The sequence below is a fragment of the Comamonas sp. CMM03 genome, from assembly GCF_019218715.1.
Taxonomy (GTDB): domain Bacteria; phylum Pseudomonadota; class Gammaproteobacteria; order Burkholderiales; family Burkholderiaceae_C; genus Comamonas; species Comamonas terrigena.
The window spans coordinates 914,026-938,228 of sequence record NZ_JAHUXB010000001.1 but is presented as its reverse complement, the minus strand read 5'-3'; the positions used below and the strand labels follow the sequence as shown (position 1 = coordinate 938,228).

The 24,203-nt window shown below is 65.5% G+C and carries 24 protein-coding genes; 14 read left to right on the top strand and 10 right to left on the bottom strand.

Annotation, left to right across the window (positions count from 1 at the left end; translation table 11 throughout):
• Window positions 1-9: 9 nt before the first annotated feature.
• Window positions 10-825, top strand: a complete 816-nt coding sequence (cobA, locus tag KW830_RS04210; protein WP_218332241.1) for a uroporphyrinogen-III C-methyltransferase — start codon at window positions 10-12, stop codon at window positions 823-825.
• A gap of 178 nt (window positions 826-1,003) precedes the next feature.
• Window positions 1,004-1,324 carry an H-NS family nucleoid-associated regulatory protein gene (locus tag KW830_RS04205; RefSeq protein ID WP_218332240.1) on the top strand — a complete coding sequence of 107 codons (321 nt, stop codon included), beginning with the start codon at window positions 1,004-1,006 and terminating at the stop codon, window positions 1,322-1,324.
• Window positions 1,325-1,417: 93 nt separating this feature from the next.
• Here KW830_RS04205 and KW830_RS04200 read toward each other — a convergent pair whose 3' ends face one another.
• Both KW830_RS04200 and icd read right to left on the bottom strand, forming a co-directional pair.
• Window positions 1,418-2,836, bottom strand: a complete 1,419-nt coding sequence (locus KW830_RS04200) for an amidohydrolase (protein ID WP_218332239.1) — start codon at window positions 2,834-2,836, stop codon at window positions 1,418-1,420.
• A gap of 343 nt (window positions 2,837-3,179) precedes the next feature.
• Window positions 3,180-4,448, bottom strand: coding sequence for an NADP-dependent isocitrate dehydrogenase (gene icd / locus KW830_RS04195; RefSeq protein WP_218332238.1), 1,269 nt, complete (start codon window positions 4,446-4,448; stop codon window positions 3,180-3,182).
• A gap of 223 nt (window positions 4,449-4,671) precedes the next feature.
• Here icd and KW830_RS04190 point away from each other — a divergent pair, with 223 nt between their 5' ends.
• Window positions 4,672-5,178: a DUF192 domain-containing protein gene (locus KW830_RS04190; RefSeq protein ID WP_255578068.1), complete on the top strand. Its 507-nt coding sequence runs from the start codon at window positions 4,672-4,674 to the stop codon at window positions 5,176-5,178.
• Between the two features lie 142 nt (window positions 5,179-5,320).
• Here the strand turns inward: KW830_RS04190 and KW830_RS04185 are convergent, their stop codons facing one another.
• The 4 genes from KW830_RS04185 to KW830_RS04170 all read right to left on the bottom strand — a co-directional run bounded on the left by KW830_RS04185 (window position 5,321) and on the right by KW830_RS04170 (window position 8,522).
• Window positions 5,321-5,713 (bottom strand): hypothetical protein, encoded by a 393-nt coding sequence (locus KW830_RS04185; protein ID WP_218332237.1) that lies wholly within the window; start codon window positions 5,711-5,713, stop codon window positions 5,321-5,323.
• Window positions 5,714-5,972: 259 nt separating this feature from the next.
• Window positions 5,973-6,557, bottom strand: a complete 585-nt coding sequence (locus KW830_RS04180; protein WP_066531943.1) for a superoxide dismutase — start codon at window positions 6,555-6,557, stop codon at window positions 5,973-5,975.
• Window positions 6,558-6,837: 280 nt separating this feature from the next.
• Window positions 6,838-8,145 carry an exodeoxyribonuclease VII large subunit gene (gene xseA, locus KW830_RS04175; protein ID WP_218332236.1) on the bottom strand — a complete coding sequence of 436 codons (1,308 nt, stop codon included), beginning with the start codon at window positions 8,143-8,145 and terminating at the stop codon, window positions 6,838-6,840.
• 179 nt (window positions 8,146-8,324) lie between these two features.
• A complete protein-coding gene (locus KW830_RS04170; RefSeq protein WP_218332235.1) occupies window positions 8,325-8,522 on the bottom strand; it encodes a hypothetical protein in 198 nt (65 codons plus the stop codon).
• Between KW830_RS04170 and KW830_RS04165 the strand changes: the two genes are divergently transcribed.
• The 6 genes from KW830_RS04165 (at window position 8,509) to adk (ending at window position 12,875) form a co-directional block, all read left to right on the top strand.
• On the top strand, window positions 8,509-9,138 hold the full coding sequence (locus KW830_RS04165) for a MotA/TolQ/ExbB proton channel family protein (RefSeq protein ID WP_218332234.1): 630 nt from the start codon (window positions 8,509-8,511) through the stop codon (window positions 9,136-9,138). The two genes, KW830_RS04170 and KW830_RS04165, sit on opposite strands and share 14 nt — an antisense overlap.
• A 37-nt stretch (window positions 9,139-9,175) precedes the next feature.
• Window positions 9,176-9,601 (top strand): biopolymer transporter ExbD, encoded by a 426-nt coding sequence (locus tag KW830_RS04160; RefSeq protein ID WP_066533291.1) that lies wholly within the window; start codon window positions 9,176-9,178, stop codon window positions 9,599-9,601.
• 76 nt (window positions 9,602-9,677) lie between these two features.
• On the top strand, window positions 9,678-10,760 hold the full coding sequence (lpxK, locus tag KW830_RS04155; protein ID WP_218332233.1) for a tetraacyldisaccharide 4'-kinase: 1,083 nt from the start codon (window positions 9,678-9,680) through the stop codon (window positions 10,758-10,760).
• Window positions 10,761-10,825: 65 nt separating this feature from the next.
• On the top strand, window positions 10,826-11,008 hold the full coding sequence (locus KW830_RS04150) for a Trm112 family protein (RefSeq protein WP_066531949.1): 183 nt from the start codon (window positions 10,826-10,828) through the stop codon (window positions 11,006-11,008).
• 24 nt (window positions 11,009-11,032) lie between these two features.
• Window positions 11,033-11,821: a 3-deoxy-manno-octulosonate cytidylyltransferase gene (gene kdsB, locus KW830_RS04145; RefSeq protein WP_218332232.1), complete on the top strand. Its 789-nt coding sequence runs from the start codon at window positions 11,033-11,035 to the stop codon at window positions 11,819-11,821.
• Window positions 11,822-12,218: 397 nt separating this feature from the next.
• A complete protein-coding gene (gene adk / locus KW830_RS04140) occupies window positions 12,219-12,875 on the top strand; it encodes an adenylate kinase (protein WP_218332231.1) in 657 nt (218 codons plus the stop codon).
• A gap of 144 nt (window positions 12,876-13,019) precedes the next feature.
• On the opposite strand, the gene KW830_RS04135 is transcribed toward adk, so the two are convergent.
• Window positions 13,020-14,453, bottom strand: a complete 1,434-nt coding sequence (locus KW830_RS04135; RefSeq protein ID WP_255578063.1) for a diguanylate cyclase domain-containing protein — start codon at window positions 14,451-14,453, stop codon at window positions 13,020-13,022.
• A gap of 330 nt (window positions 14,454-14,783) precedes the next feature.
• The gene (locus tag KW830_RS04130; protein ID WP_218332229.1) at window positions 14,784-15,773 is read right to left on the bottom strand and encodes an asparaginase; all 990 of its coding nucleotides are present in this window, start codon (window positions 15,771-15,773) and stop codon (window positions 14,784-14,786) included.
• Between the two features lie 81 nt (window positions 15,774-15,854).
• Here KW830_RS04130 and lexA point away from each other — a divergent pair, with 81 nt between their 5' ends.
• The 3 genes from lexA (at window position 15,855) to pdxH (ending at window position 18,024) form a co-directional block, all read left to right on the top strand.
• Window positions 15,855-16,526, top strand: coding sequence for a transcriptional repressor LexA (gene lexA, locus KW830_RS04125; RefSeq protein WP_066533294.1), 672 nt, complete (start codon window positions 15,855-15,857; stop codon window positions 16,524-16,526).
• 228 nt (window positions 16,527-16,754) lie between these two features.
• The gene (locus KW830_RS04120; RefSeq protein ID WP_218332228.1) at window positions 16,755-17,060 is read left to right on the top strand and encodes a hypothetical protein; all 306 of its coding nucleotides are present in this window, start codon (window positions 16,755-16,757) and stop codon (window positions 17,058-17,060) included.
• 301 nt (window positions 17,061-17,361) lie between these two features.
• On the top strand, window positions 17,362-18,024 hold the full coding sequence (gene pdxH / locus KW830_RS04115; RefSeq protein WP_066531966.1) for a pyridoxamine 5'-phosphate oxidase: 663 nt from the start codon (window positions 17,362-17,364) through the stop codon (window positions 18,022-18,024).
• Between the two features lie 440 nt (window positions 18,025-18,464).
• Here pdxH and KW830_RS04110 read toward each other — a convergent pair whose 3' ends face one another.
• Window positions 18,465-19,415, bottom strand: coding sequence for an AEC family transporter (locus KW830_RS04110; protein ID WP_066533295.1), 951 nt, complete (start codon window positions 19,413-19,415; stop codon window positions 18,465-18,467).
• 421 nt (window positions 19,416-19,836) lie between these two features.
• Here KW830_RS04110 and KW830_RS04105 point away from each other — a divergent pair, with 421 nt between their 5' ends.
• Together KW830_RS04105 and KW830_RS04100 are read left to right on the top strand one after the other, a co-directional pair.
• Entirely contained in the window at window positions 19,837-21,993 is a 2,157-nt protein-coding gene (locus KW830_RS04105; protein WP_218332227.1) for a TonB-dependent siderophore receptor, read from the top strand.
• 18 nt (window positions 21,994-22,011) lie between these two features.
• Entirely contained in the window at window positions 22,012-23,145 is a 1,134-nt protein-coding gene (locus tag KW830_RS04100) for a PepSY domain-containing protein (RefSeq protein WP_218332226.1), read from the top strand.
• 117 nt (window positions 23,146-23,262) lie between these two features.
• Here the strand turns inward: KW830_RS04100 and KW830_RS04095 are convergent, their stop codons facing one another.
• A complete protein-coding gene (locus tag KW830_RS04095) occupies window positions 23,263-24,183 on the bottom strand; it encodes a LysR family transcriptional regulator (RefSeq protein ID WP_218332225.1) in 921 nt (306 codons plus the stop codon).
• Window positions 24,184-24,203 lie beyond the last annotated feature (20 nt).

Below are 24,203 nucleotides of genomic sequence, written 5' to 3'. Positions count from 1 at the left end.
AGACCCACGATGAACCGCTCCCGCACCACCACCATCGCCCCCCGTCCCGCCCTGACCGGCTGCTGCACCCTGGTGGGCGCCGGCCCGGGCGATCCGGAGCTGCTGACCGTCAAGGCGCTCAAGGCCATCCAGGCGGCCACCTTGCTCCTGGTGGACGACCTGGTCTCCCCCGCCATCGTGGCCCATGCGGCGCCCTCGGCCCGCGTGGTGCATGTGGGCAAACGCGGCGGCTGCCAGAGCACGCCCCAGGCCTTCATCGAAAAACTGATGCTGATGGCGGTGCAGGAAGGAGAGAACGTGGTGCGCCTCAAGGGCGGTGACCCCTTCATCTTCGGCCGGGGCGGTGAGGAAGTGGAGCATCTGCGCGCCGCAGGCGTGGAGGTGCAGGTCATCAATGGCATCACGGCGGGGCTGGCCGGGCTGACCAGCCTGGGCGCACCGCTGACCCACCGCGACCGGGCCCATGGCGTGGTGTTCATCACCGGCCACGCCAAGCCGGGGGACGCCGGCACCGACTGGCGCCAGCTGGCCGCCACCGCCCAGGCAGCCAAGCTGACCCTGGTGGTCTATATGGGGGTGGCGGCGGCCGGGCAGATTGCGGCCGACCTGTGCGCCGGCGGTCTTGCGGCCGATACCCCGGTGGCGGCCATCCAGCACGCCAGTCTGCCCCAGCAGCGCCACGCCCTGACCTGCCTGGCCGACCTGCCCGCCGCCCTGGCGCGCGAACAGCTGGGCAGCCCCTGTGTGCTGGTGATTGGCGACGTGGTGCGGGGCGTGCAGGAGCTGGCGTTGACCCCGGCCTTGCCGCTGCAGGCCCTGGGCTGACGGAAAGACAGGGGTATCCCCCTGTTTCGTGGCGGCCCGTGCACACCCCAGCGGCCACCGCGCCCAGTTCCGCTAATATGGCGTGCTGGCCCGGCCGGTTCCCCTCGTCCACACCGGCATCGGCTGCCCTCGCAGCCCCAGGGCTCTCATTTCATTGACCACCCACTCCCCCCGCAGAATGCCAAGCTACCAAGAGCTGCTCGACCAAAAAGAAGAACTGGACCGCCTGATTGCCCAGGCACAGAAGAAAGAATCCGCCGAAGCCCTGTCCACCGTGCGCCAGCTGATCAAGGAATTCGGCTTTACCGCACAGCAGGTCTTCCCCTGGGCCGAAGAGAAGAAGGCCAAGGTCGCCGTCAAATACTACGATCCCAACACCGGCTCCAAATGGACGGGCCGCGGCAAGCCCCCCAGCTGGATTGCCGGCAAGGATTACAGCCAGTTCCTGCTGCTCACCCAGCAGCCGGCAGAAACCAAGCCGGAAATCCTGCTCTGGTAATCCAGCCCTGCGCCCGATCAAACGGCTGCCTTCCCAGGCAGCCGTTTTTCATGGTGCGGGCCCAGCCATCCAGAGCCTGGGTCGCTTTTCGCCTTACTGCTTTTGCAGCATGTAGTCCACGGTCAGGCTAGCCAGTGCGCGCACGCCGTAGATCAGGCCGGACTCGTCCACATAGAAATGCGGCGAGTGGTTGGGGGCCGCCTTGGCCGGCTCGGTCCCCTTCGGGGTCACCCCCAGGTTGAAGAACAGGCCCGGCGCCTCCTGCTGGTAGAACGAGAAGTCTTCCGATGCCGATGCCTTGGGCATCACCCCGTAGTTGCCGCTGCCGGCCACACGCTGCAGGGTGGGCGCCATCTGCGCCGTCAGATCGGGTGGATTCACCACGGCGTTGTACAGTTCCACCACCTTCACCTTGGCCGTGGTGCCGGCACTTTCGGCAATGTTGGTGGCCGTGGTACTGATGCGCTGGTGGATGTCTTTTTTCATGCCTTCGTCGTAGGTGCGCACGGTACCGGTCATCGACACCGTATCCGGCACGATGTTCATGCGGTTGCCGCCGTGGAATGTGCCCACGGTGATCACCGCCGGCTCCAGCGCGATATTGGACTGGCGGCTGATGATGGTCTGCAGCCCCATCACGATCTGCGAACCGGTGACGATGGGATCGATCCCCTGCCAGGGGCGGGCACCATGGGTCTGCTTACCCTGCACATCGATCCAGAACTGGTCGGCTGCGGCCATGGCCGGGCCCGGGCGCCAGGCGATCCAGCCGGCCGGGTAGCTGCTCGAGACATGTAAGCCAAAGACGGCATCCACCTTGGGGTTCTGCATCACCCCTTCCTTGATCATCTGCTTGGCGCCCCAGATCTTCTGCCCGTCGGGCTCGAAGGTGGCGGGCGTTTCTTCCGCCGGCTGGAAGATGAACTTCACGCTGCCCGGCAACTGCTCCTTCATGCCCGCCAGCACTTCGGCCGTGGCCATCAGGATCGCCACATGCGCGTCATGCCCGCAGGCGTGCATCACGTCCACTTCCTTGCCCAGGAACACGCCCTTGGCCTTGGAGGCGAACGGCACATCCACCTGTTCCTTCACCGGCAGGGCATCCATGTCGGCACGCAGCGCCACCACCGGACCGGGCTTGCCGCCCTTGAGCAGCCCCACCACACCGGTCACGGCCACGCCGGTCTTCACCTCCATGCCCAGTTTGCGCAGGTGCGCGGCCACCAGCGCCGCGGTGCGGGTTTCCAGATTGCCCATCTCGGGATGCTGGTGGATGTCGCGGCGCCAGGCGATCAGCTGCTGCTCGATGGCTTTGGCACGGGTGTCGATTTGGGCCTGCAGGGCCTGTGCCGCGGGATGGGCGGCAGCGGGTGCCGTGGCTGTGGGGGCCACAGCGCCCGCGTTCTGGGCCTGGGCCGGCGGCGCAGCCGTCCACAGGCAGGCCGCCAGCAGGACGGATGTGGCCGAAGCCACAGCGGTGCGAGGCCATGCCGTAGAGAGGGAAGCAGTCATTGGTGTCTCCTGTTGTTATGCGGTATGTCTGCGTTGGCCGGCCGGGCCACAGCAGGCTGCGGCGGCGCAACCACCTCACCATAGCGCGGGACCAGACGCTCCTGCAGCATGCGCTGTCCACCGCGCGACTGCACCGTGCGTTGCAGTACCCTGGACAACGCAAACCGCCCACCTCCCTCGCGGGCTGATGCGGATTTGAAAGACGGCAGGGCATGCCAGCTCTTCCGGTACTGGTGCGCCCACTGCACCGGTGCCTGCGCAGGCTGATGGGCGCCCTCTCCTTGCGCCCACAAAAAAAGGAACGCCGCAGCGTTCCTTTGGGGGTGTAGATGGCCCGGAGGGATTACACGTTCACCATCTGCTCGATGATCTCGTCGCCAAAGCGCGAGCAGCTGACCTGCTGTGCGCCGGCCATCAGGCGGGCAAAGTCATAGGTCACCTTCTTGCTCAGGATGGTGCGCTCCATGCCTTCGACAATCAGGTCGGCCGCCTCGGTCCAGCCCATGTGGCGCAGCATCATTTCGGCGCACAGGATCATGGAGCCAGGGTTCACATAATCCTTGCCGGCGTAGCGCGGTGCCGTGCCGTGGGTGGCTTCGAACATGGCGATGGTGCCGGACATGTTGGCACCGGGGGCAATGCCGATACCGCCCACCTGCGCTGCCAGCGCGTCGGAGATGTAGTCCCCGTTGAGGTTCATGGTGGCGATCACCGAGTATTCCACCGGCCGCAGCAGCACCTGCTGCAGGAAGGCGTCGGTGATGGAATCCTTGATGACGATGTCGGCGCCGGTGTTCGGGTTCTTCACACGCATCCAGGGGCCGCCATCGATCGGCTCCGCACCGAATTCCTTTTGCGCCAGGGCGTAGCCCCAGTCCCGGAAAGCGCCTTCGGTGAACTTCATGATGTTGCCCTTGTGCACCAGGGTCACCGAAGGCTTGTCGTGATCGATGGCGTACTGGATGGCCTTGCGAACCAGGCGCTCCGTGCCTTCACGCGAAATGGGCTTGATGCCGATGCCCGATGTCTCGGGGAAACGGATCTTCTGCACGCCCAGTTCCTTGCTCAGGAAATCGATCAGGCGCTGTGCGCGGTCGGAACCGGCTTCAAATTCGATCCCGGCATAGATGTCTTCCGAGTTCTCGCGGAAGATAACCATATTGGTTTTCTCGGGCTCGCGCACCGGCGAAGGCACGCCACGGAAATGTCGCACCGGGCGCAGGCAGACATACAGGTCCAGTTCCTGGCGCAGCGTGACGTTCAGCGAACGGATACCGCCACCCACCGGCGTGGTCAGCGGCCCCTTGATGGACACCGGATGGGTGCGCACCGCGTCCATGGTCTCGGCCGGCAGCCACATGTCGGGGCCGTACAGGCCCACGGCTTTCTCGCCCGCATAGATTTCCATCCAGTGGATCTGGCGCTTGCCGCCATAGATCTGGGCCACGGCAGCATCCACTACTTTGCGCATCACCGGGCTCACGTCCACCCCCACGCCGTCACCCTGGATGAAGGGGATGATGGGCTGGTCGGGCACATTCAGCGTCTGGTCGGCGTTGACGGTGATGTTCTGGCCAGCGGGTGGCACCTGGATGTGCTGGTAAGCGGTCATGTCGTGAAGGTCTCCGGATAATGTGATGCAGCGATTGCAAACGATTCTATCGACTGCACCCGCGCTTTCGCGCGAACTGCCGACTTTGGCGTGGCACGGGGATGACAGTACGCAAACTGCGCCGGCCGCACACTTGCCGCGCATCCCCTGCACCATGGCGCACAATGTGGCGCATGTTGGCCGCCGCCAGGCGGAGTCCAGACTGTTTTTGACGAGACCCTTGATGCGCCACGCTCCCGTTCCCCTGTTGATGTCCACACTGCGCCGCCTGGGCGCGCTGTGCCTGCTGGTCAACGCCCTGGCCGGCCCGGCCCAGGCCCGCACCGAAGCGCCGGCGGCGCCCCAGGGCCAGCCCCAGATGAACTTGCCACGCACGGAAATGCACATTGGCATGTACCGCATCGATGCCCAGGTGGCCCATACCTACGACACGCGCCAGACCGGGCTGATGTTCCGCCAGAGCATGCCTTCCCAGGAAGGCATGCTGTTTGTCTTTTCCCAGCCTGGCGTGCAGTGCTTCTGGATGCGCAACACCGTGCTGCCGCTGACGGCAGCCTTCGTGGCCGACGACGGCACCATTGTGAATCTGGAAGACATGAAACCCATGACCGAGACCTCGCACTGCTCGGCCCGGCCAGTGCGCTTTGTGCTGGAGATGAACCAGGGCTGGTTTGCCCAGCGCGGCATCAAGGCAGGCACCAAGATTCTGGGCGAGGCCTTCCGCCCCTGACGTTCCGGGGGATGCCCTCTATCCCCTGCCCCTACCTCCTTCCGACAACGGCCTGCGCCGACGACGCAGCGCAAACCCAGGCGGACAGGGGCTGCTCCGTGCAGCACGGCGCAAACAGCTGAACAGCCGAACAGCCAAGCGGTCACCAGGCGCTGTGTGTGCCGCTCAGCACAATGGGACCTTTGGGCATGCGCACGCCTGTGCCTGGGTGCGCGAACAAAATGGTGCTTCCACCCTCGGGCAGCACACGCTCGAACACGATGCTGCCATTGCGGTGCAGATTGACCCACACGCCGGGCTGGTGGTCCGACTCCTTGCGGCACGGGTCGCCGTCCAGGTTTTGCCAGCCATGCTCGGCGCACAGGCTGCGGGTCACCACATGGTGCAGCATGCGCCGCGAGGACTCGTGCTCCTGGTTCACCTGCAACCACGACGTCTGCAGGCATTCATAGGCTCCTTGCAGCGTGCTGCAGCGGGGCAAATGGGCAATGCGGGCAAACAATGCCTGCAACAAGAATTCGTACGAATGCCGCATGACTGACCTCCCTGGGAGGCGGCTGCATCATGGTGCTGCCGCTTTTTTGCAAGCATTCTCTTACGGCCACCATGCAACACTCGCTGCGCATGCCCATACCCTTGGTCGCACAGGGATATGGTGCGCGCTCATGCCGATGGCAAAAAGCAAAAAGCCTCCCAAGGGAGGCTTTTTCGCCATCTTTGCAGCCGGAAAGCAGACCGGGAGCAGCAGCGCCAGGGGCCACTGCGGGTGGGTCTGCCGACAGGCTAGCGCGCCATCAGGCGGCGAAGTTGGCTTCGGCAAACTTCCAGTTCACCAGCTTGTCAAAGAAGGTTTCGACAAACTTGGGACGGGCGTTGCGGTAGTCGATGTAGTACGCGTGTTCCCACACGTCCACCGTCAGAAGCGCCTTGTCGCCGGTGGTCAGGGGGGTGCCGGCAGCGCCCATGTTGACGATGTCCACGGAACCGTCGGCCTTCTTCACCAGCCAGGTCCAGCCAGAACCGAAGTTGCCCACGGCCGAGGCCACGAAAGCCTTCTTGAAGTCGGCGTAGGAGCCCCACTTCTGGTTGATGGCATCTGCCAGAGCGCCGGTGGGTGCAGCACCGCCATTGGGGGTCATGCAGTTCCAGAAGAAGGTGTGGTTCCAGATCTGGGCTGCCTGGTTGTAGATGCCGCCCGAAGACTTCTTGATCACGTCTTCCAGCTCCATGTTTTCAAACTCGGTGCCCACTTGCAGTTCATTGAGCTTGACGACATACGCGTTGTGGTGCTTGCCGTGGTGGTACTCCAGCGTTTCCTGGCTGTAAGCAGGAGCCAGGGCGTCGATCGCGTAAGGCAGTGGGGGCAGAGTGCGTTCCATGGTGGTGTTCCTCGTGGTTGGATGTTGTGGTGTTCTGCAAGCGCTGCCGCACCCAGGTGCATGCCAGCTGCTTGACCGCAGCCGCGGCAAGGCTGGCATGGCGGCTTTGATGCAGCGCAAACCAGCTTCAGCTCACTGCGCATTGTAGAAAGAAGCGCGGCCCTGTTGCGGTATTCGCGCACACACGGTGCGCGTTTTGTGTTGCCGGGATACATGGCATCGCCGGTTTTGCTCTACAGTGCGCGCGCCACCTTGCCCCACGCTGTGCCACATCACAGACTCACAGCAGCTTGGGCTGGGTGACGGTCACGTCGACACTGCCGTCCGACAGGTGTGCCTTGAGCGCCGCACCCACCGGGGCGTCCGCCACCCGGGTGACCGCGCGGCCGGTGCTGTCGGTCAGCAGGCTGTAGCCGCGCTGCAGCACGCGGCGCGGGTCCAGCAGTTCCAGGCGGTGTGCCAGCTGCGTCAGGTGCTGGCGGCGTTGCAGCAACTGGCGCTGCAGCATGGGCATCAGATTGGCCTGCTGTGCCCCAAGCACCTGTGTGTGCTGCTGCACCTGCAACAGCACCGCATGCCGCAGCTGCTGACCCAGGCGCTCGCAGCGCAGGCGCTGCTGGGCCAGATTGCCCGAGGGGCGGCCCAGGCGCTGCGCCGCCAGATCCAGGCGCTGGCCCTGCCGGTCCAGCCAGCGGTCCATGCCGCCCTGCACACGGGATTCCAGCTGGTCCAGCGCAGCCAGCCAGGCATCACGCGGCTGGGCCACCAGCTCGGCAGCCGCCGTGGGCGTAGGGGCCCGCAGGTCGGCACAGAAGTCGGCAATGGTGAAATCGGTCTCGTGCCCCACCCCGCTGACCAGCGGCACCGGACTGCGCACCACGGTGCGGGCCAGCAACTCATCGTTGAAAGCCCACAGGTCTTCCATGGAGCCGCCACCGCGCACCAGCAAGATCACATCAATCGGCGGCTCACCGGCACGCGGGTGCAAAGCCCGTGCGTAGAGCTGTTCCAAGGCCGCCACCAGCGAAGCCGGCGCCGCGGCCCCCTGCACCATGGCCGGGGCCAGCACCACCGGGATGTGCGGCACACGCCGCTGCAAGGCCGTCGCCACGTCGTGCAGCGCCGCCGCGCCGGGCGAGGTGACCAGGCCGATGCCGCGCGGCATCACCGGCAGCGGGCGCTTGCGGTCGGCATCGAACAGGCCTTCGCCCTCCAACTGGGCCTTGAGGCGCAGGAACTGCTCGAACAAAGCCCCCTGCCCGGCACGCTGCAGGCTTTCGACGATCAGTTGCAGATCGCCACGCTGCTCGTACACGCCCAGACGCCCGCGCAATTCCACCAGTTCGCCGTCGCGCGGCGTAAAGGCCAGGGAGCTGGCGGCGCGGCGGAACATGGCACAGCGGATCTGGCCCGCCGTGTCCTTGATCGAGAAATAGCAATGCCCGCTGGCAGCACGGGAAAACCCGGTGATCTCTCCGCGCACCGTGACCGGATTGAAACGTGCTTCCAGTGCATCGGCCACCGCACGGCACAGTGCGCCCACGGACCAGACTGTAGGAGAAGCAGAGGACTGATAAGGGTCAAACATGGCGCGGCCTCAACTTGCCAGAGCGGCAGAAAGTCGTGCATATCCACAGCGGAACACATTTACCTTCTGGCTGATGTTTGCACAGAAATCTTCCATGAGCACTTGCAAATACATCTTTAATTTATTGAATTCAAAAGGTTTTTTAAATTTTCCCGCAACGCAGCAGATTCACACAAGGTTCACATTGCCTGCGGCAGGCATTCCGGAGCATTGCTTCCCCACAAAGTTATCCACAGGATTTTTTGTGCTATAGGCGCGCAGGCGGAACCTGCGCGGGCAAAATGCCCCGCTGCGGCGCGTAGGACGGTGCCGCACTGCGCCATAATGGCCCGCTGCTGCCCCATCACGCGGAAAGAAGAAACCTTGCTCTCGATCATACAAGCCGCAGGCTGGCCGATCTGGCCCCTGATTGCCTGCTCCATTCTGGCCCTCGCCCTGATCATTGAACGCTTCCTGGCCTTGCGCGATGCCAAGGTGGCGCCGCCCCAGTTGCTGCAGGAAGCCATCTCCGTCACCCACAACGGCCTGCCCGGTGAGCAGACCGTCACCCAGCTGGCGCAGAACAGTGCCCTGGGCGAAGTGCTGGCCAGCAGCCTGCAACTGCTCACGCGCAACCCTCATGCCAGCGATGAAGACGTGCGCGCCACGCTGGAAAACACCGGCCGTGCCGTGGCCCACCGCCTGGAAAAGTACCTGGGCGCACTGGCCACCATCGCCTCGGCAGCGCCCCTGCTGGGGCTGCTGGGCACCGTGATCGGCATGATCGAGATCTTCGGCTCGCAGTCGGGCGGCGGTGCGGTCGGAGGCGGCAACCCGGCCCAGCTGGCACACGGCATCTCGATCGCGCTGTACAACACGGCGTTCGGTCTGATTGTGGCCATCCCCACCCTGATCTTCTGGCGCTATTTCCGAGCCCGCGTGGACAGCTTCCTGCTGAGCCTGGAGCTGTCGTCCGAACAGTTCGCGCGCCATCTGGCACAGCTGCGCGCTTGAGCCACGCCCTTACCGAAGCAAAGACCGCCCCATGGCACTGAACTTCCGCCCCCGCCGCACCGAAGAGCCGGAGATCAATCTGATCCCCTTCATCGATGTGCTGCTGGTGGTGCTCATCTTTCTGATGCTGTCCACCACCTACAGCCGCTTCACCGAGCTGCAACTGACGCTGCCCGTGGCCGATGTGGAGCAGCAGCGTGACCGCCCGCGCGAGGTGTTGATCGCCGTCACCGCCGAAGGCAACTATGTGATCGGCAAGCAGGCCCTGGCCGATCGCAGCGTGGACGCTGTGGCCGCAGGCCTGCGCGCGGCCGCCAAGGCAGGCAGCGACAGCATCGTCATCATCAACGCCGACGCTGCGGCCCCCCACCAGGCCGTGGTGACAGTGATGGAGGCCGCACGCCGCGCCAGCCTGTCGCAGATCACGTTTGCCACGCAAACGTCTGCCGGAGCGAAGCGCTGAACCTGGCCCACGCCGCCCTGGACGCACCACTGCGCCGCCGCGTCGCCCTGCCATAGCCCTTCACCGATTCACACGCATGGCATCTCCGGCCCCCGCCTCTCCTTCCAATCCCGGCAACAACGCTGGCGGCAGTGCCCGGCGCGCCGCCTGGCTGCGCCGCATCTGGCAGCGCCGCGGTGCGCTGGCCTGGGCGCTGTGGCCGCTGTCGCTGCTGTACGGCACACTGGCCGCCCGCCAGCGCCGCAGCGGTGCCGCCCATGCCGGGCATGCCGGCTTGCCCACCATCGTGGTCGGCAATGTGATTGCCGGTGGTGCGGGCAAGACACCGGTCACCCAGGCCATCGTCGGCCACCTCCAGCGCAAAGGCTGGACGCCCGGCATCATCTCCCGCGGCTATGGCCGCAGCACCCAGGATTGCCGTGCGGTGCTGCCCCAGTCCGCTCCCGAGGATGTGGGCGACGAGCCTCTGCTGCTGGCCCGCAGCACCGGCGTGCCGGTGTTCGTGGCCCCACAGCGCCTGGACGCCGCCCGTGCGCTGCGCGCATCCCATCCGGAGGTCGACATCCTGGTGTGCGACGACGGCCTGCAGCACACGGCACTGGCCCGCGATGTGGAAATCTGCGTCTTCCACGATGGCGGTATCGGCAATGGCTGGCAATTGCCGGCCGGGCCGCTGCGTGAACCCTGGCCCCGCGCCGTGGATGCGGTGTTGCACACCGGCCCTGCGCCAGAACACACCCCGGCCAGCCAGCCGGTGTTTGCCATGCAACGCCAGCTCGCGCCCTACGCCCTGCGCTCCGACGGCCGCCATGTGCAGCTGGCACAGTTGGCAGACCGCCCGCTGCACGCCCTGGCTGCCGTGGCCCGGCCCGAACGCTTCTTTGCCATGCTGCAAGACCAGGGTTTGCAGCTGGCACAGGCCCAGGCCCTGCCCGATCACTACAATTTTGAGAGCTGGCAGCGGCCGGCGGATCCAGACGCGCTGCTGATCTGCACCGAAAAAGATGCCGTCAAGCTGTGGCCGCTGCAGCCCGACGCACTGGCCGTGCCGCTGGAGCTGGACATTCCACAGGCTTTTTTTGACCTGCTGGACCAGCGCCTGGCCACCGCCCGCCTATCATCGGCAGCTGTCAACAGCCCCCGGCCCGCCACGCCCTGAGCCCTTTGCGGTGCATGGCAACGCACAGCGCCTGCCTCTTTTACCGAATAACGAAAGCACACGCCATGGATCCCAAACTGCTTGAACTGCTGGTCTGCCCCGTCACCAAGGGCCCGCTGCGCTACGACGCCGAGCGCAAGGAACTGGTCTCGCGCAGCGCCCGCCTGGCCTACCCAGTGCGCGACGGCATTCCCGTTCTGCTGGAAAACGAAGCCCGCACGCTGAGCGACGAAGAATTGGAAGCCTGAATTTCCCTGGAAAGCCCTGCCGCCATGTCTTCTGCTGCTCCGTTCACCGTCCTGATCCCGGCGCGCCTGGCCTCCAGCCGCCTGCCCAACAAGCCGCTGGCCGACATTGCCGGCCTGCCCATGGTGGTGCGCGTGGCGCGCCAGGCTGCGCAAAGCGGCGCCACCCGCGTCGTGGTGGCCGGTGACAGCCCCGCCATCCTGCAGGCCTGCGCCGAACACGGTGTGCAGGCGGTGCTCACGCGCGAAGACCACCCCAGCGGCAGCGACCGCCTGGCCGAGGCCTGCTCCGCGTTGGGGCTGGATGGCGACGACATCGTGGTCAACGTGCAAGGCGATGAGCCCCTGATCGATCCGGCATTGGTCGGCGCCGTGGCCTGCCTGTTGCAGGACCGCCCGCAGGCCAGCATGTCCACCGCAGCCCACCCCATCGAGACTCTGGTGGACTACCAGAACCCCAATGTGGTGAAAGTGGTGTGCAATGCCGTGGGTCTGGCGCACTACTTCAGCCGCGCTCCCATTCCCCACCACCGTGACCAGAATGGCACCGCCTGGTGGCAGGCCGCGCAGACCGGTGCCAGCGCAGGTTATGGCCCACTGCGCCACATTGGAATTTACGCATACCGGGCAGGGTTTTTGCGCCAGTTTCCGCAGCTCACACCCGCGCCGACCGAGCAGGTGGAAGCGCTGGAACAGCTGCGCGCGCTGTGGCACGGCCACCAAATCGCCGTGCATGTGACACAGCATGCGCCCGGCGCTGGCGTGGACACGCCCGAAGACCTGGAGCGCGTGCGCGCGCTGCTGGCCGGTCGCTGAACTGTCACAAAGCGCAAAATGAGAGCGGTTTATGCTCACGTTTCTATGATTTGCATGTAAAAGCCTCTTCAAGTCCTGTAAACATAAGCATGCAAAGCTCTCATTTTTGCTTTTCCCGACAAAAGTCTTCTACAAGATCGCAAGTCACTCTTGCACAAGACCCGTACACAGCCAGCCACCAGCGTGCTGGCGGCACACCGTGCACCGCCTCGGTGCTGGCAGGCACATGGCGTGCCGTCAAGCGGTGCAGGCCCCAGCGCCGTGTAAGCGCCTGTCAGGTGCACGCGTGCTATCCTTGCCCGCGAAAAAACATATGCCGGTCCGCCATCCACCCAGCTTGACGCTGGGTTTCTTGTGTCGGACCGCAGCCACGCTTTCATACATCCCGAGGAATTCCATGAAACTGATCTTGTTGGGCGCACCCGGCGCCGGCAAAGGCACGCAAGCCACTTTCATCTGCCAGAAATACGGCATTCCACAGATCTCCACCGGCGACATGCTGCGCGCCGCTGTCAAGGCCGGCACCCCCCTGGGCCTGGAGGCCAAGGCCGTGATGGACGCAGGCCAGCTGGTCAGCGACGACCTGATCATCAATCTGGTCAAGGAACGCATCGCCCAGGCCGACTGCGCCAACGGTTTCCTGTTTGACGGCTTCCCCCGCACCATCCCCCAGGCCGATGCCATGAAGGCCGCCGGCGTGAAGCTGGACTACGTGCTGGAAATCGACGTACCGTTCGACGCCATCATCGAGCGCATGAGCGGCCGCCGCAGCCACCCCGCTTCGGGCCGCACCTACCACGTCAAGTTCAACCCGCCCAAGGTTGAAGGCAAGGACGACGTGACTGGCGAACCCCTGGTGCAGCGCGAGGATGACAAGGAAGAAACCGTCAAGAAGCGCCTGGATGTGTACAGCAACCAGACCCGCCCTCTGGTGGACTACTACAGCAACTGGGCCAAGGCCGACGCTGCTGCAGCCCCCAAGTACCGCGCCATCAGCGGCACGGGCACCGTGGAAGAGATCACCACCCGCGCCCTGGCCGCCCTGGCTTCCTGATCGAATCAGAGCCCTTGCGGCAGTGACGGGCGCTGGCCTGCACTGCCGCCCCATAAAAAAGGCTGGTGACAACACCAGCCTTTTTTATGGGGCGCGGGAACTGACTGCCTGAATTCCGGACGCGCCTGCCTTGCGCCAAAGGCCTCACAGCATGCTGTCGACCCGCCGGTCCTGCGCACGCCCCGCGTAGAAGCGCATCTTCTCGGCATACATGGCCTGGTCGGCCCGGTGCACCACCGCTTCCATGCTGGCCCCCTCCCGCCCGCAGGCATGGCCCATGGCCAGATGGATGGTCTGCCCGGGGTAGAACTGGTTGTTCAGCTCCAGCAGCGACAGAATGCGCTCCTGCATGGCCTGGGCACCGCGCTCGTCGGTGCCGGGCAACAGCACCATGAATTCGTCACCGCCGATGCGCGCCGCGCAGGCCGGCGCATCCACCGCCTTGGTCAGCACCTCGCCAATACGGCGCAGCATGGCATCGCCTGCGGCATGGCCGTGGTCGTCGTTCACGCCCTTGAGACCGTTCATGTCGATGGCAATCACCGACAGCGGCCATGGCCCCTTGCGCGACAGCCGGTTGAGCTCTTCCGTATAGAAGGCACGGTTGCGCAACTGGGTCAGCACATCGTGCTTACCCAGGTATTCCAGGTAGGACTCGGCTTTTTTGCGGGCCGTGATGTCCACCAGCGACAACAGCACCAGATCCCAGTTCCGGGCGTGGCTGTTCATGATGGCGAACTCCATGTGGATGTGCAGCACATCGCCGGTCAGCGAATAGTTCACTACCTCGCGCTGCTGCACCAGCTTGCCGTCCCACAGATCCTGCAACTGTTCGGCAAAGGAATCGTACATCTCGCCCCGGAACACCTGGGACAGGTTGTGCAGCAGATTGGCCTTGCTGCTGGCGCCGAACATCTCCAGTGTCTGCTGGTTGACGTCGATCACACGGATTTCCTGCATGCAGCGGGTGACGAACTCAGGGTGCACCTTCAAGAACGTGCGGAAGTCGCGGATGCCGCGCTCGCGCACCTCGTCCAGCAGTTGCTTGACCGCGCTGAAGTCTTCCACCCACAGCGAGACCGGGGAGTGGGCAAACAAATCCCGCGCGTACTGTTCGCTGGCCTGCAGACGCTGCGTGCTCATCACCTCGGCGGTGATGTCTTCCAGCGACACCAGCACACGGCTCCAGCTGTCTTCATAGCCGGGCAGCACGCGAAAACGCACCTGAATGTCCATGCGCCGGCCATCCAGCGCGTAGTTCACCGAGCGGTTGGCGAAGCTCAGCTGCCCGTCCCACAGGGCCAGCAGCTCGGCGACGATGCTGTCGTGCATATCGCCGCGGAACACCTCATCCAGGCGGTTTTGCAGCGTGGCCTGGTCAGGGGCCTTGAAAAGCTCCAGCGTGTACTGGTTGACGCGCAGCACCTGAAAGCACTGGCTGCATTGCTGCACGCGCCGGGGGTCCTCGCGGAAAAACTGCTGCAAATCGGTGACGCCTGCGGCGCGCCATTGCGCGAACAACTGCTTGAGCCCGCTGTAATCCTCCATCCACAGGGATATGGGGGCGAGGTCAAACATGTCCTCAAAATCCAGGCCGCTCGCGAGAGAATTGGTCACCACTAACACCTCCGTGCGCGATTATTGCTTACCGCGCCGGGTGCACATTCCTCTTCTCTACCGGTTGTAAGTTTTTGTGAGAATTTCGTGCGCGCCACACGACAGCCCCGTACAGCCAGCGCTGTGCAGACCCCGGGTTGGCGAGATTTTCCAGCGGACCTCGACTGCAACACGCTATCGCCTGCCTACCTGCGGGTTGGGCTGGCAGGCCTGCACGTATTCACGCCGCGCAACAAGCCCGCCCCCCCACCCTATGGCGGCGTGGCCTGCCGCACCGGCACGGATTTCGGGCTAGCGGTCCGTGCGCGGCCAGCCCATCAATTCCAGCATCAGACTGGTGCGCGCCTTCACGGCAGACAAGGCGCTGACACGGCTGTCATCGGCGTCTTCGGCCTGCACAATGCGCCCGCGCTCGCAACGCGTGCTGCGGCGTACCGCCAGGCCCCGGCTTTGCGCCACTTCGAGTGCGGCATCCAACGCCTGGTGGGTGGTGCCGTTGCCTGTGCCGGCCACCACCAGCCCGCGCACGCCAGCGCTGCACAGCGCCTGGACCACCGCCTGCATCACCGACCCGCTGCAGCCTGCATGACTCACCAGGATTTCCACCTGAGGCCATTCGGCAGGCGGGCGCAGCGCGCCCACCGGCGGAATCTTCGGCGCCGACAGAGCGGCCCCCTCCACGGGGCCGACCCAGCGTACCCGCCCCTCTTCCACCCAGCCCTGCGGGCCGCTGTCACCGCCGTCAAATGCGTCCACCCGGTAGGGATGCACCTTGCGCACCTGGCGGGCACTGAACACCAGCCCGGCCATCACGGCCAGCACGCCGCGCCCGGCCGCATGGACATCGGCTGTGCAAATCACCGCATCCCGCAGATTGCCAGGCCCATCGGCCGAAATGGCACTGGCCGGACGCATGGCACAGGTCAGCACCACGGGTTTGGCTGGCTGCAGCACACACTGCAAGAACCAGGCGGTTTCTTCCAGGGTATCGGTGCCGTGGGTGATGACAATGCCCCCCACATCGGCACGCTCCAGCAATTGGCTGCAGCGCACTGCCAGCGCATGCCAGGTGGTGTGGTCCATGTCCTTGCTGTCCAGCTGGGCCACTTGTTCGGCCTGCAGTGGTGCTTTTGCAACGCGTTCCAGGTCGGGCACCGCCTGCAGCAGTTGCGCCACACCCAGCTGTGCCGGACGGTAGCCCACATGGGCCCCCGCAGAGTCCGCGACCCCGGCAATCGTGCCGCCGGTCCCCAGAATGACGATGGTTTTGCCACTTTCCACTTGCAGTCCTTTGCAAACTGGTCAAAAATACAGGTACTGGATGAACGCACAGTATTCATCCCCATTGATCGAGGAATGCCCATGGACCACCCCAAGCTCACCCCCCGGCAGCAGCAGATTCTGGATCTGATCCAGTCTGCCATCAGCCGCACTGGCGCGCCCCCAACCCGGGCCGAGATCGCCAGCACGCTGGGTTTCAAGTCGGCCAATGCCTCGGAGGAACACCTCAAGGCCCTGGCCCGCAAGGGCGTGATCGAGCTGGTCAGCGGCACTTCGCGCGGCATCCGCCTGTGCGTGGACACCGTGCGCAGCATCAACGCAGCCCGCGGCAACGTCTTTGCCCTGCCTCTGACCGCCATGCAGCCGCTGCTGCTGCCGCTGGTGGGCCGTGTCGCTGCAGGCTCGCCCATTCTGGCCCAAGAACACATCGACCAGACCTATTCGGTGGAAGCCAGCATGTTCGCCCACAAGCCCGACTACCTGCTGAAGGTGCGTGGCATGTCCATGCGGGACGCCGGCATCCTGGACGGCGACCTGCTGGCCGTGCAGTCCACCCATGAGGCCCGCAACGGCCAGATCGTCGTGGCCCGCCTGGGTGATGACGTCACCGTCAAGCGCCTGCGCCGCACCGGCTCGCAGATCGAACTGCTGCCAGAAAACCCCGACTACCCCGTCATCCAGGTCAATCCCGAGGAGCCCTTCGCCATCGAAGGTCTGGCCGTGGGCCTGATCCGCAACTCGGCGCACATGTAGCGCCCGGTCCTTCTACCGGGCTTCCCATGGCGCGCTCAGCGCTGCCACCCAGGCCCTTGACCGCGGAAGCGCCGCCCAGCCACTTCCGCCACTACCACGGTTCTGTACCGCGGCCTGCGCGGCCGCGCAGGGGCTGTTTTGCCCAGAATTTGTCTCTCCGATCAGGTGTGTGCAGCCTGAGGGAGTAGGTTTGCCCGGAAAACTGCACAACAGAAAGCGAGCTCCCCCATGCGCCTGTTCACCACTTCCAGCACCCCGGTCGGCTTTACCCTCACTGCCCCCTTGTCCATGCAGGTCCAGCGCCACCCGGGCCTGCGTGCCCATCGTGCGGCAGCGTCTGCTGGCACAAACGCAGCATCCACCGCCAGTGCCAACGACAGCCGCTATTTCAGCGTGGCCATGGACGACAAGGTGCGCGTCCTGCGTCGCGACGTGGGCGACCGCGCCCGCATGGTGCTCAGCGGTCGCATGGCCGATGTCTGCGCCGCCCTGGAACACATGAGCCGCGCCGAAACGGTGTCCTTGGCTGGCTGAGCCATGCCGCCCGGCGCCGCCATACGCGGCCCGTGTGCGGCACCAGATCCTGCACATTGCGGATTGCAGTGTCCGAACTTGCCAGGCCTGCGTGCACAAGGGGCGCAATCCCGGAACATCTGGCAGTCCGGCGGACTGCCCCCGTACTGCAGCGCATGCACCACGGCAACCGGTTTCAGGCTCGCCTACACGCCATCTCATCTGCCCCTGGACGTACCTCCCTGGTCTGCATTAGCCACAGCAGGCAGCGCACGGCCTGCACAAATACCGCACTGCTGCACGCAGGGGGCACAATGGCGGCATGAGCCAGATTTCTGCCCACATCGCCGACCTGCGCAAGAGCTACGAGCGCGCAGAACTCAATGAAGACGCATCCAAAGCGGATCCCCTGGCGCAGTTCGACCAGTGGCTGCAGGAAGCCGTGAGCGCGCAAGTGGCAGAACCCAATGCCATGACCGTGGCCACGGTAGGCAACGATCTGCGCCCCAGCACACGCATCGTGCTCATCAAGGGCTATGACGCACGCGGCATTGTCTGGTACACCAATTACGACAGCCGCAAAGGCAACGAACTGGCGGGCAACCCGTTTGCAGCACTGCAGTTCCACTGGGTGGAGCTGGAGCGCGTGGTCCGCATCGAAGGCCGGGTCGAACGCGTCAGCGACGAGGAAAGCGACACCTACTTCCACAGCCGCCCGCTGGACTCCCGCATTGGCGCCTGGGCCAGCCCGCAAAGCCAGGTCATATCCAGCCGCAGCGTGCTGGTGGCCAACGCCGCCAAATATGGCGCCCAGTTCCTGCTCAAGCCTCCGCGCCCCCCGCACTGGGGCGGCTTCCGTCTGGTGCCCGACCGCTGGGAATTCTGGCAGGGCCGCAAGAGCCGCTTGCACGACCGTTTGCGTTACCGCACCGAAAGCGGGCCAGACGACAGCCAGGTTTGGGTACGTGAACGACTTGCGCCCTGAATAGCGCTTTTTGAACGAAAACCGCTCAAGTCCCCGCAGCGTACGCCGATACAACACATATCGGTGTACGCGCCAAGTCTAGGCGGTGCGCCCAAGCCCCGGCGCTCGCGCAGCCGGGGCTTTTTCTATGTCCCAGACGCGGCCCCTGGGCTGCAGCGCATAGGCATCGCGGGACACTGGGCAGCGTCTCAGCCCCTCCCGCGCCCTTGCACCGCCAGCGGGTGCGTTGCCTTGCGCCATGTCCCACGGGCTGGCATCAGTACTGCCTGCTGGCTGTCTGCTGCATACGCCCCATACAACGCAGCAAACCCTGGAAGCCCGCTGCGACCAAGGCCATGGGAGCGAACGCGCCCCCGATATGTGTGCCCCCGATGTGTCGCAGCCTCACCAATAGCACAGCAGCCCCGCTGTGCCGCACGGTGCAGGCTCACCGCGGTGACCTAGGCCCAGCGCTGCAACACCGTCAGCACCACCGGCAGCGTGACCAGGGCCAGCGCGGTGGAAACCGCAATGCTGGCCGTGACTTCGTCCTCCCCCACTTCATAGCGCTGAGTAAACAGAAACACATTGGCGCCCACGGGCAAGGCCGCAGCCAGCGCCATGGCGGCCATCGCCGGGCCGCGCAGACCCAGCAGCCAGGCACAGCCCAGGAATACGGCGGGGTGCACCACAGTCTTCACCACGGCAATGCGCAGCGCAGCACTCAGGTTACCCCGTACCCGGCCATAGGCCAGCGTCACCCCCACCAGAAGCAGCGACATGGGGCCCAGCGCCTGCCCCATCAACTGCAGCGGCGTATCCACTACCTCGGGCACGGACAAACCGGTCTGGGCGTAGAGCACCCCGGCAATGATGGGCAGCGGAATCGGGTGCAGGATGCTGTTCTTCACCGCCTGGGCAATCGTGCGGCCCATGCCGCGCGCATCCGCTTGGCCTGCACGGCTGGCCTGGCGCGCGGCGGCCAGTTCAAAAATGATGGTGCCGCTGGTCAGCAGCACCAGGGCGTGCACCGAAATCAGGGTGAACAGCGTGACCAGACCCTGCTCGCCATAGGCCAGGCTCATCAGCGGGATACCGATCATCACCGTGTTGCTGAAGGTATTGGCCAGTGCGCGTGCTGCACCCAGCGTGGTGAAGCCCTGCACCAGCATGGTCACGGCGAACACCAGGGCCACGGCCAGAAAGTACACCCCGATGGGGGCAAAGTCCAGGTCCGTCAGCTTCACCTGCATCATGGTGCGAAACAGCAGCGCCGGCGTCAGCACATAGAACACCAGATTCGACAGATCCCGTACGGCAGCGTGGCGCACCCACTGCAGCTTGGCCAGGCAGATGCCCAGGCCAATCATCAAAATCACAGGCAACAGGGCAGAGAAAGCGGGAGAGTTCACCAAAGATTCCTGAAAAACAACGCAGCAGCGCCCTGCCGAAGACCGCCAGGACCTGCACAGCACCTTCACCGCATCCGCACAAAGCGTGCCGGCCCAGCGTTCCGCAAAGTCGCAGTCTTCCCACGGGGCACGGGGCACGGGGCACGGGCAACGCTACGGGGCTTGTGCTGCGGCCCGCATGATAGGCCACGGCAATCCCCTGCGAAGGCAGGATGCTTCGAGATCTGCAACGTTCTCGGCATCCGGGGGGGCCGCGACTTCCCCGGACAGCCACAGCGACTTTGGCGCCCTTATCGCCAAATTGCGCATCATTCCTATTTATAATCATTGTTGAGTTTTGTCACCAACCCTCTTTCTGCCGTGCCGCCGCCTGCACTGCTGACCGCAGCGGCCTGAACGCAGCCTCTCCCCCTTCTCTTTCATGTCCTCTCCCCAATCCCCCCGCACGGCCGGTGTGCGCTGTGCCGTGGCCGCTGCGGCCGCACTGGCCTGCCTGCCCGCCGCCGTCTACGCCCAATCCGCCGAACCTGTGGTGTCCACGCTGGACTCGGTCACCGTCACCGGCAACTGGCTGGACAACCCCAACCAGGAAAAGGTGCTGGAGCATGCCGGCGCCCGCACCATCGTCGACCAGCAACGCATCGAGGAAAGCGGTTCGGCCAGCGTGCGTGATGTGCTGCGCCTGGTGCCCGGCGTGCAGGTGCAAGACAGCAACGGCACGGGTGGCAGCGACGTTTCGCTGAACATCGGCGTGCGCGGCTTGACCTCGCGCCTGTCGCCCCGCGCCTATGTGCTGATGGATGGCGTGCCCGTCTCCTACGCGCCCTATGGCCAGCCCCAGCTGTCGCTGGCACCGGTATCGCTGGGCAACCTCAGCTCCGTGGACGTGATTCGCGGGGCAGGCTCGGTGCGCTTCGGCCCGCAGAATGTGGGCGGCATCATCAACTTCGTCACCCGCGCCATTCCCAAGGAATTCGAGGCCGATGCCAGCGTGGGCGCCGAGTTCTACAGCCACGGCGGCAATGTCAAGACCACGCCCAGTCTGTTTGTGGGCGGCACCAACGCGGCCGGCCTGGGCGGCGCGCTGCTGTACTCGGGCACGCACGGCAGCGGCTGGCGCGCGGGCAATGACAAGACCGACATCGACGATGTGCTGCTCAAGGGCAGCTACCGCCTGACGGGCCAGGACAACCTGAGCGCCTCGCTGCACCACTTTGAAGGCAAGGGCCGCATGCCCGGCGGCCTGACCACGGCGCAGTACGCGGCCGACCCCTTCCAGAGCACGCGCAGCTACGACCAGTTCACCGGCCGCCGTACCGACGGCTCGCTCAAGTACACCCACAACGACGGCCGCAACAACGTCGAAGTGCTGGCCTATTACGTGGATTCCTTCCGCGGCAGCTACATCGAGCAGGAAAGCGGCAGCCAGCGCCGCCTGACCGCAGCCCCCCGCAACTACAACTACCTGGGCCTGGAGCCGCGCTATTCGCGCATCTTTGAAACCGGCTCGGTGGTGCAGGAAGTCAGCGTGGGCTACCGCTACCTGAAGGAAAAGAGCTCCGAAGTGGCGCTGCGCACGGCCTACTACACGCCGGGCACCGAAGGCAATGCCATGGACCTGCCCATGAATGCCTACCAGAACAGCCATGGTGGCACCACGGCGCATGCCTTCTATATCGACGACCGCATCGATATCGGCAACTGGACCATCACGCCCGGTGTGCGCTTCGAGCGCATCCGTTCCTTCAACCACGTGAAAAACCTGGGCGCGGGCGGTGTGGTGACCAGTGCCATCACCCCCGAATCCGAGGCCGACGAATGGCTGCCCACCCTGTCCGTGCTCTACCGCATGAACGACCACTGGTCCGTGTTTGCCAACGCTGGCAAGTCCTTCGGGCCACAGCAGTATGCGCAGCTGGCACAAAGCGACCGCGGCCTGCACCCCGAATCGGCCAAGACCTATGAGATCGGCACACACTTCCAGGGCGAGCAATGGGGCGGCGAGCTGACGCTGTTCAACATCGACTTCGACAAGGAACTGCTGCTGACCCGCGTCGGCGTCGACGGCATCTGGACCGACCTGGGCGCCACCCGCCACCGCGGCCTGGAATCGGCCCTGCGCTATGACTTCGGCAAGGCCTTCCCCGCCCTCAAGGGCCTGTCCGCTGGCATGACCTACACCTACACCCAGGCCTCTTCGCAGGCCGGCGACTTTGCGGGCAAGGACCTGCCGCTGTACTCGCGCCACACGGCGTCGCTGTCGGCACGCTACAGCGTGGACCGCTGGACCTTCAACGCAGACCTGAACGCGCAGTCCAAGCAGCGCTCTCCCGGATCGGGCACGCAGTACGTGACGCAGGAAGACGCCTCTGGCCGCCTGGGCGATGTGCCAGGCTACGCCACCGTCAACCTGCGCACCGGCTACCAGATGGGCAAGGAAGCCCACAACCTGCGCCTGGCCGTGGGGATCAAGAACCTGTTCGACCGCCGCTACTACCTGCGCTCCACCGACAACAACGGTGGCAAGTATGTCGGCATGCCCCGCACGCTGTACGTGCAGGCCACGCTGCCGTTCTAAACCAGGGCCGCTGCAAGCATGACTGCACTGCGTTCTCTGTGGCTGCGGCTGCACCGCTGGCTGGCCCTGGGCCTGGGCTGGGTGCTGGTGCTGGCCGGCCTGACCGGCGCACTGCTGGTGGTGGCCCAGCCGCTGGACCGCCGGCTGCATGCCGAGCTGTTCACCGCCCCGGCACCGTCCGGCGCGGCCACGCCCACCGCCCTGGCGCCGCTGTACGCCCGGTTGCGGCAGGAGTTTGGCGACCAGACCACCGTCAGCTTCCGTCTGCCCCAGCAGCCCGGCGACAGCCTGTGGGCCACGGTGCGCGGCAGCTGGAACGGCACGCTCTACCTCAACCCCTGGACCGGGCAGGAACAAGGCCGGCGCGGCGCCACCGAGGGCTTTACCAACACCCTGTTCAAACTGCACAGCAGCCTGCTGCTGGAATCCACGGGCAAGGCCATCCTAGCCTGGGTGGCGCTGGCCTATCTGGTGCTGCTGGTCACCGGCCTGGTGCTGTGGTGGCCCCGGAATTGGGCCAACGCCTGGAGGGTGGAGCTGCGCAAGAACCTGGCCCGCTCCCTGTTCGATCTGCACCGCGTGGGCGGCGCCGCACTGGGGCTGCTGCTGGCCGTCTCCGTGGCCACCGGTGCCTACATGGCCTGGCGCCCGCTGGCCGGCGTGATCAATGCGTTCGCTGGAGCCAGCACCGTGGAGCCCCCCAAACTGCCCAAGCTCCAGACGGCAGCTGGCCCCCTACCCTCCGTGGATGCCCTGCGGGCAACGGCACAGCGCGCCTTGCCCGAAGGCCAGCTGCGCATGCTGCAGCTGCCTGCGGCGCCCACCAAACCGGTGCGCGTGCGCTTTCTGGTGCCGGGTGAACCCCATCCCAATGGCGTGAGTTCCGTCTGGATGGACCCACGCACCGGTCAGGTACTGGCGGTGCGTCGCTGGAACGAGGTGGATCCGGGCGCCGCTGCCGTGGCCGTGATCTACCCGCTGCACACCGGCGAGCTGGGCGGCTGGCTGCTGGAGACCGCCGTCGCCCTGGGCGGACTGGTGCTGGCAGGCCTGGGCATCAGCGGCCTGTGGCTGTGGTGGAAGCGCCGCCAGGCCCGACAGCGGACCCAGAAGACCCTGGCAGCGGCGCAGCGCCTGCGGTCGCAGGGCTGAGCTCACCGAGTTCAGCTCAGCCATCGCCATGGGCAGCCCGCCGCTGCCATGGTCATGCGCCCACCACAGCGACTCCCTGCAGACACGGCCATCCACGTATCCGGATGGCCATTGTCTTCAGGCCTGCCGGGCACCACCCTGCCCTTGCCCTGTCAGTTGGGCAATCAGCGCCCGCGCAGCGGCAGATTGCCGGCGGTGCGGCGCGTAAACCACCGAAAACGGCCGGCTGCGCCCGCGCAACTGGGGCAGCACTTCCGCCAGACGGCCGTCCGCGATGCGACTGTGCACAATGAAGTCATAGCTCTGGCAGATGCCCATGCCCTGCTCTGCCAGTGAAACCACCCCCAGCACATCGTCCGACACCGTGACGGCGGCCTCGGGCAGCCATTCCACATCCTCGCCCTGGGCACGGAACACCCAGGGCGCCAGCCTGCCGGTACGCGGCATCACAAAAGGCAGACAGCGGTGCTGCGGCAGATCGTCCAGCGTACGTGGCACCCCCATCTGCTGCAGATAGGCCGGCGCCGCCACCAGGCACAGCGGCGCATCCTCCAGCTTGCGCGCCACCAGACCGCTGTCCGGCAGCGGCCCCAGGCGGATCACCAGGTCAAAGCCTTCGGCTGCCAGATCCACATTGCGGTTGGTGATGTTCACCTCGATGCGCACCTGCGGGTACTGGGCCGTGAACGGCTGCAGCAGCACCGGCAGCCGGTAATGGCCAAAACTGGTGGGCACGCTGATGCGCACGCAGCCGGTCAGCGCCTCGGCGTCGCCCTGGGCGTCGCGCTCTGCATCGTCCAGCAAGGTGAAGGCCGCACGGACCTGTTCCAGATATAGGCGTCCGGTGTCCGTCAAGCTCAGACGGCGGGTGGTGCGATGCAGCAACTGCTGGCCCAGCCGCGCCTCCAGCCGCCCCACGGCACGGCTGAGCACCGAGGCCGTCGACGCCAGACTCACCGCACCCGCCGTGAACGAGCCCTGCTCGGCCACCGCCACAAAAGCCTCTACATCCGCCACATGGTCAAAGCGTCGCGCCATTCATCTTGTCTTTCAAAGAA

What these genes read in the sequence shown, in the direction of transcription:
- KW830_RS04150 (WP_066531949.1), top strand. Translation starts at nt 10,826, where the DNA reads ATGGATCCCAAACTGCTTGAACTGCTGGTCTGCCCCGTCACCAAGGGC.
- KW830_RS04185 (WP_218332237.1), bottom strand. Translation starts at nt 5,713, where the DNA reads ATGCGGCATTCGTACGAATTCTTGTTGCAGGCATTGTTTGCCCGCATT.
- KW830_RS04180 (WP_066531943.1), bottom strand. Translation starts at nt 6,557, where the DNA reads ATGGAACGCACTCTGCCCCCACTGCCTTACGCGATCGACGCCCTGGCT.
- KW830_RS04205 (WP_218332240.1), top strand. Translation starts at nt 1,004, where the DNA reads ATGCCAAGCTACCAAGAGCTGCTCGACCAAAAAGAAGAACTGGACCGC.
- KW830_RS04105 (WP_218332227.1), top strand. Translation starts at nt 19,837, where the DNA reads ATGTCCTCTCCCCAATCCCCCCGCACGGCCGGTGTGCGCTGTGCCGTG.
- lpxK (WP_218332233.1), top strand. Translation starts at nt 9,678, where the DNA reads ATGGCATCTCCGGCCCCCGCCTCTCCTTCCAATCCCGGCAACAACGCT.
- KW830_RS04200 (WP_218332239.1), bottom strand. Translation starts at nt 2,836, where the DNA reads ATGACTGCTTCCCTCTCTACGGCATGGCCTCGCACCGCTGTGGCTTCG.
- KW830_RS04120 (WP_218332228.1), top strand. Translation starts at nt 16,755, where the DNA reads ATGCGCCTGTTCACCACTTCCAGCACCCCGGTCGGCTTTACCCTCACT.
- kdsB (WP_218332232.1), top strand. Translation starts at nt 11,033, where the DNA reads ATGTCTTCTGCTGCTCCGTTCACCGTCCTGATCCCGGCGCGCCTGGCC.
- lexA (WP_066533294.1), top strand. Translation starts at nt 15,855, where the DNA reads ATGGACCACCCCAAGCTCACCCCCCGGCAGCAGCAGATTCTGGATCTG.
- pdxH (WP_066531966.1), top strand. Translation starts at nt 17,362, where the DNA reads ATGAGCCAGATTTCTGCCCACATCGCCGACCTGCGCAAGAGCTACGAG.
- adk (WP_218332231.1), top strand. Translation starts at nt 12,219, where the DNA reads ATGAAACTGATCTTGTTGGGCGCACCCGGCGCCGGCAAAGGCACGCAA.
- icd (WP_218332238.1), bottom strand. Translation starts at nt 4,448, where the DNA reads ATGACCGCTTACCAGCACATCCAGGTGCCACCCGCTGGCCAGAACATC.
- cobA (WP_218332241.1), top strand. Translation starts at nt 10, where the DNA reads ATGAACCGCTCCCGCACCACCACCATCGCCCCCCGTCCCGCCCTGACC.
- KW830_RS04100 (WP_218332226.1), top strand. Translation starts at nt 22,012, where the DNA reads ATGACTGCACTGCGTTCTCTGTGGCTGCGGCTGCACCGCTGGCTGGCC.
- KW830_RS04190 (WP_255578068.1), top strand. Translation starts at nt 4,672, where the DNA reads ATGCGCCACGCTCCCGTTCCCCTGTTGATGTCCACACTGCGCCGCCTG.
- KW830_RS04095 (WP_218332225.1), bottom strand. Translation starts at nt 24,183, where the DNA reads ATGGCGCGACGCTTTGACCATGTGGCGGATGTAGAGGCTTTTGTGGCG.
- KW830_RS04170 (WP_218332235.1), bottom strand. Translation starts at nt 8,522, where the DNA reads ATGATCGAGAGCAAGGTTTCTTCTTTCCGCGTGATGGGGCAGCAGCGG.
- KW830_RS04135 (WP_255578063.1), bottom strand. Translation starts at nt 14,453, where the DNA reads ATGTTTGACCTCGCCCCCATATCCCTGTGGATGGAGGATTACAGCGGG.
- xseA (WP_218332236.1), bottom strand. Translation starts at nt 8,145, where the DNA reads ATGTTTGACCCTTATCAGTCCTCTGCTTCTCCTACAGTCTGGTCCGTG.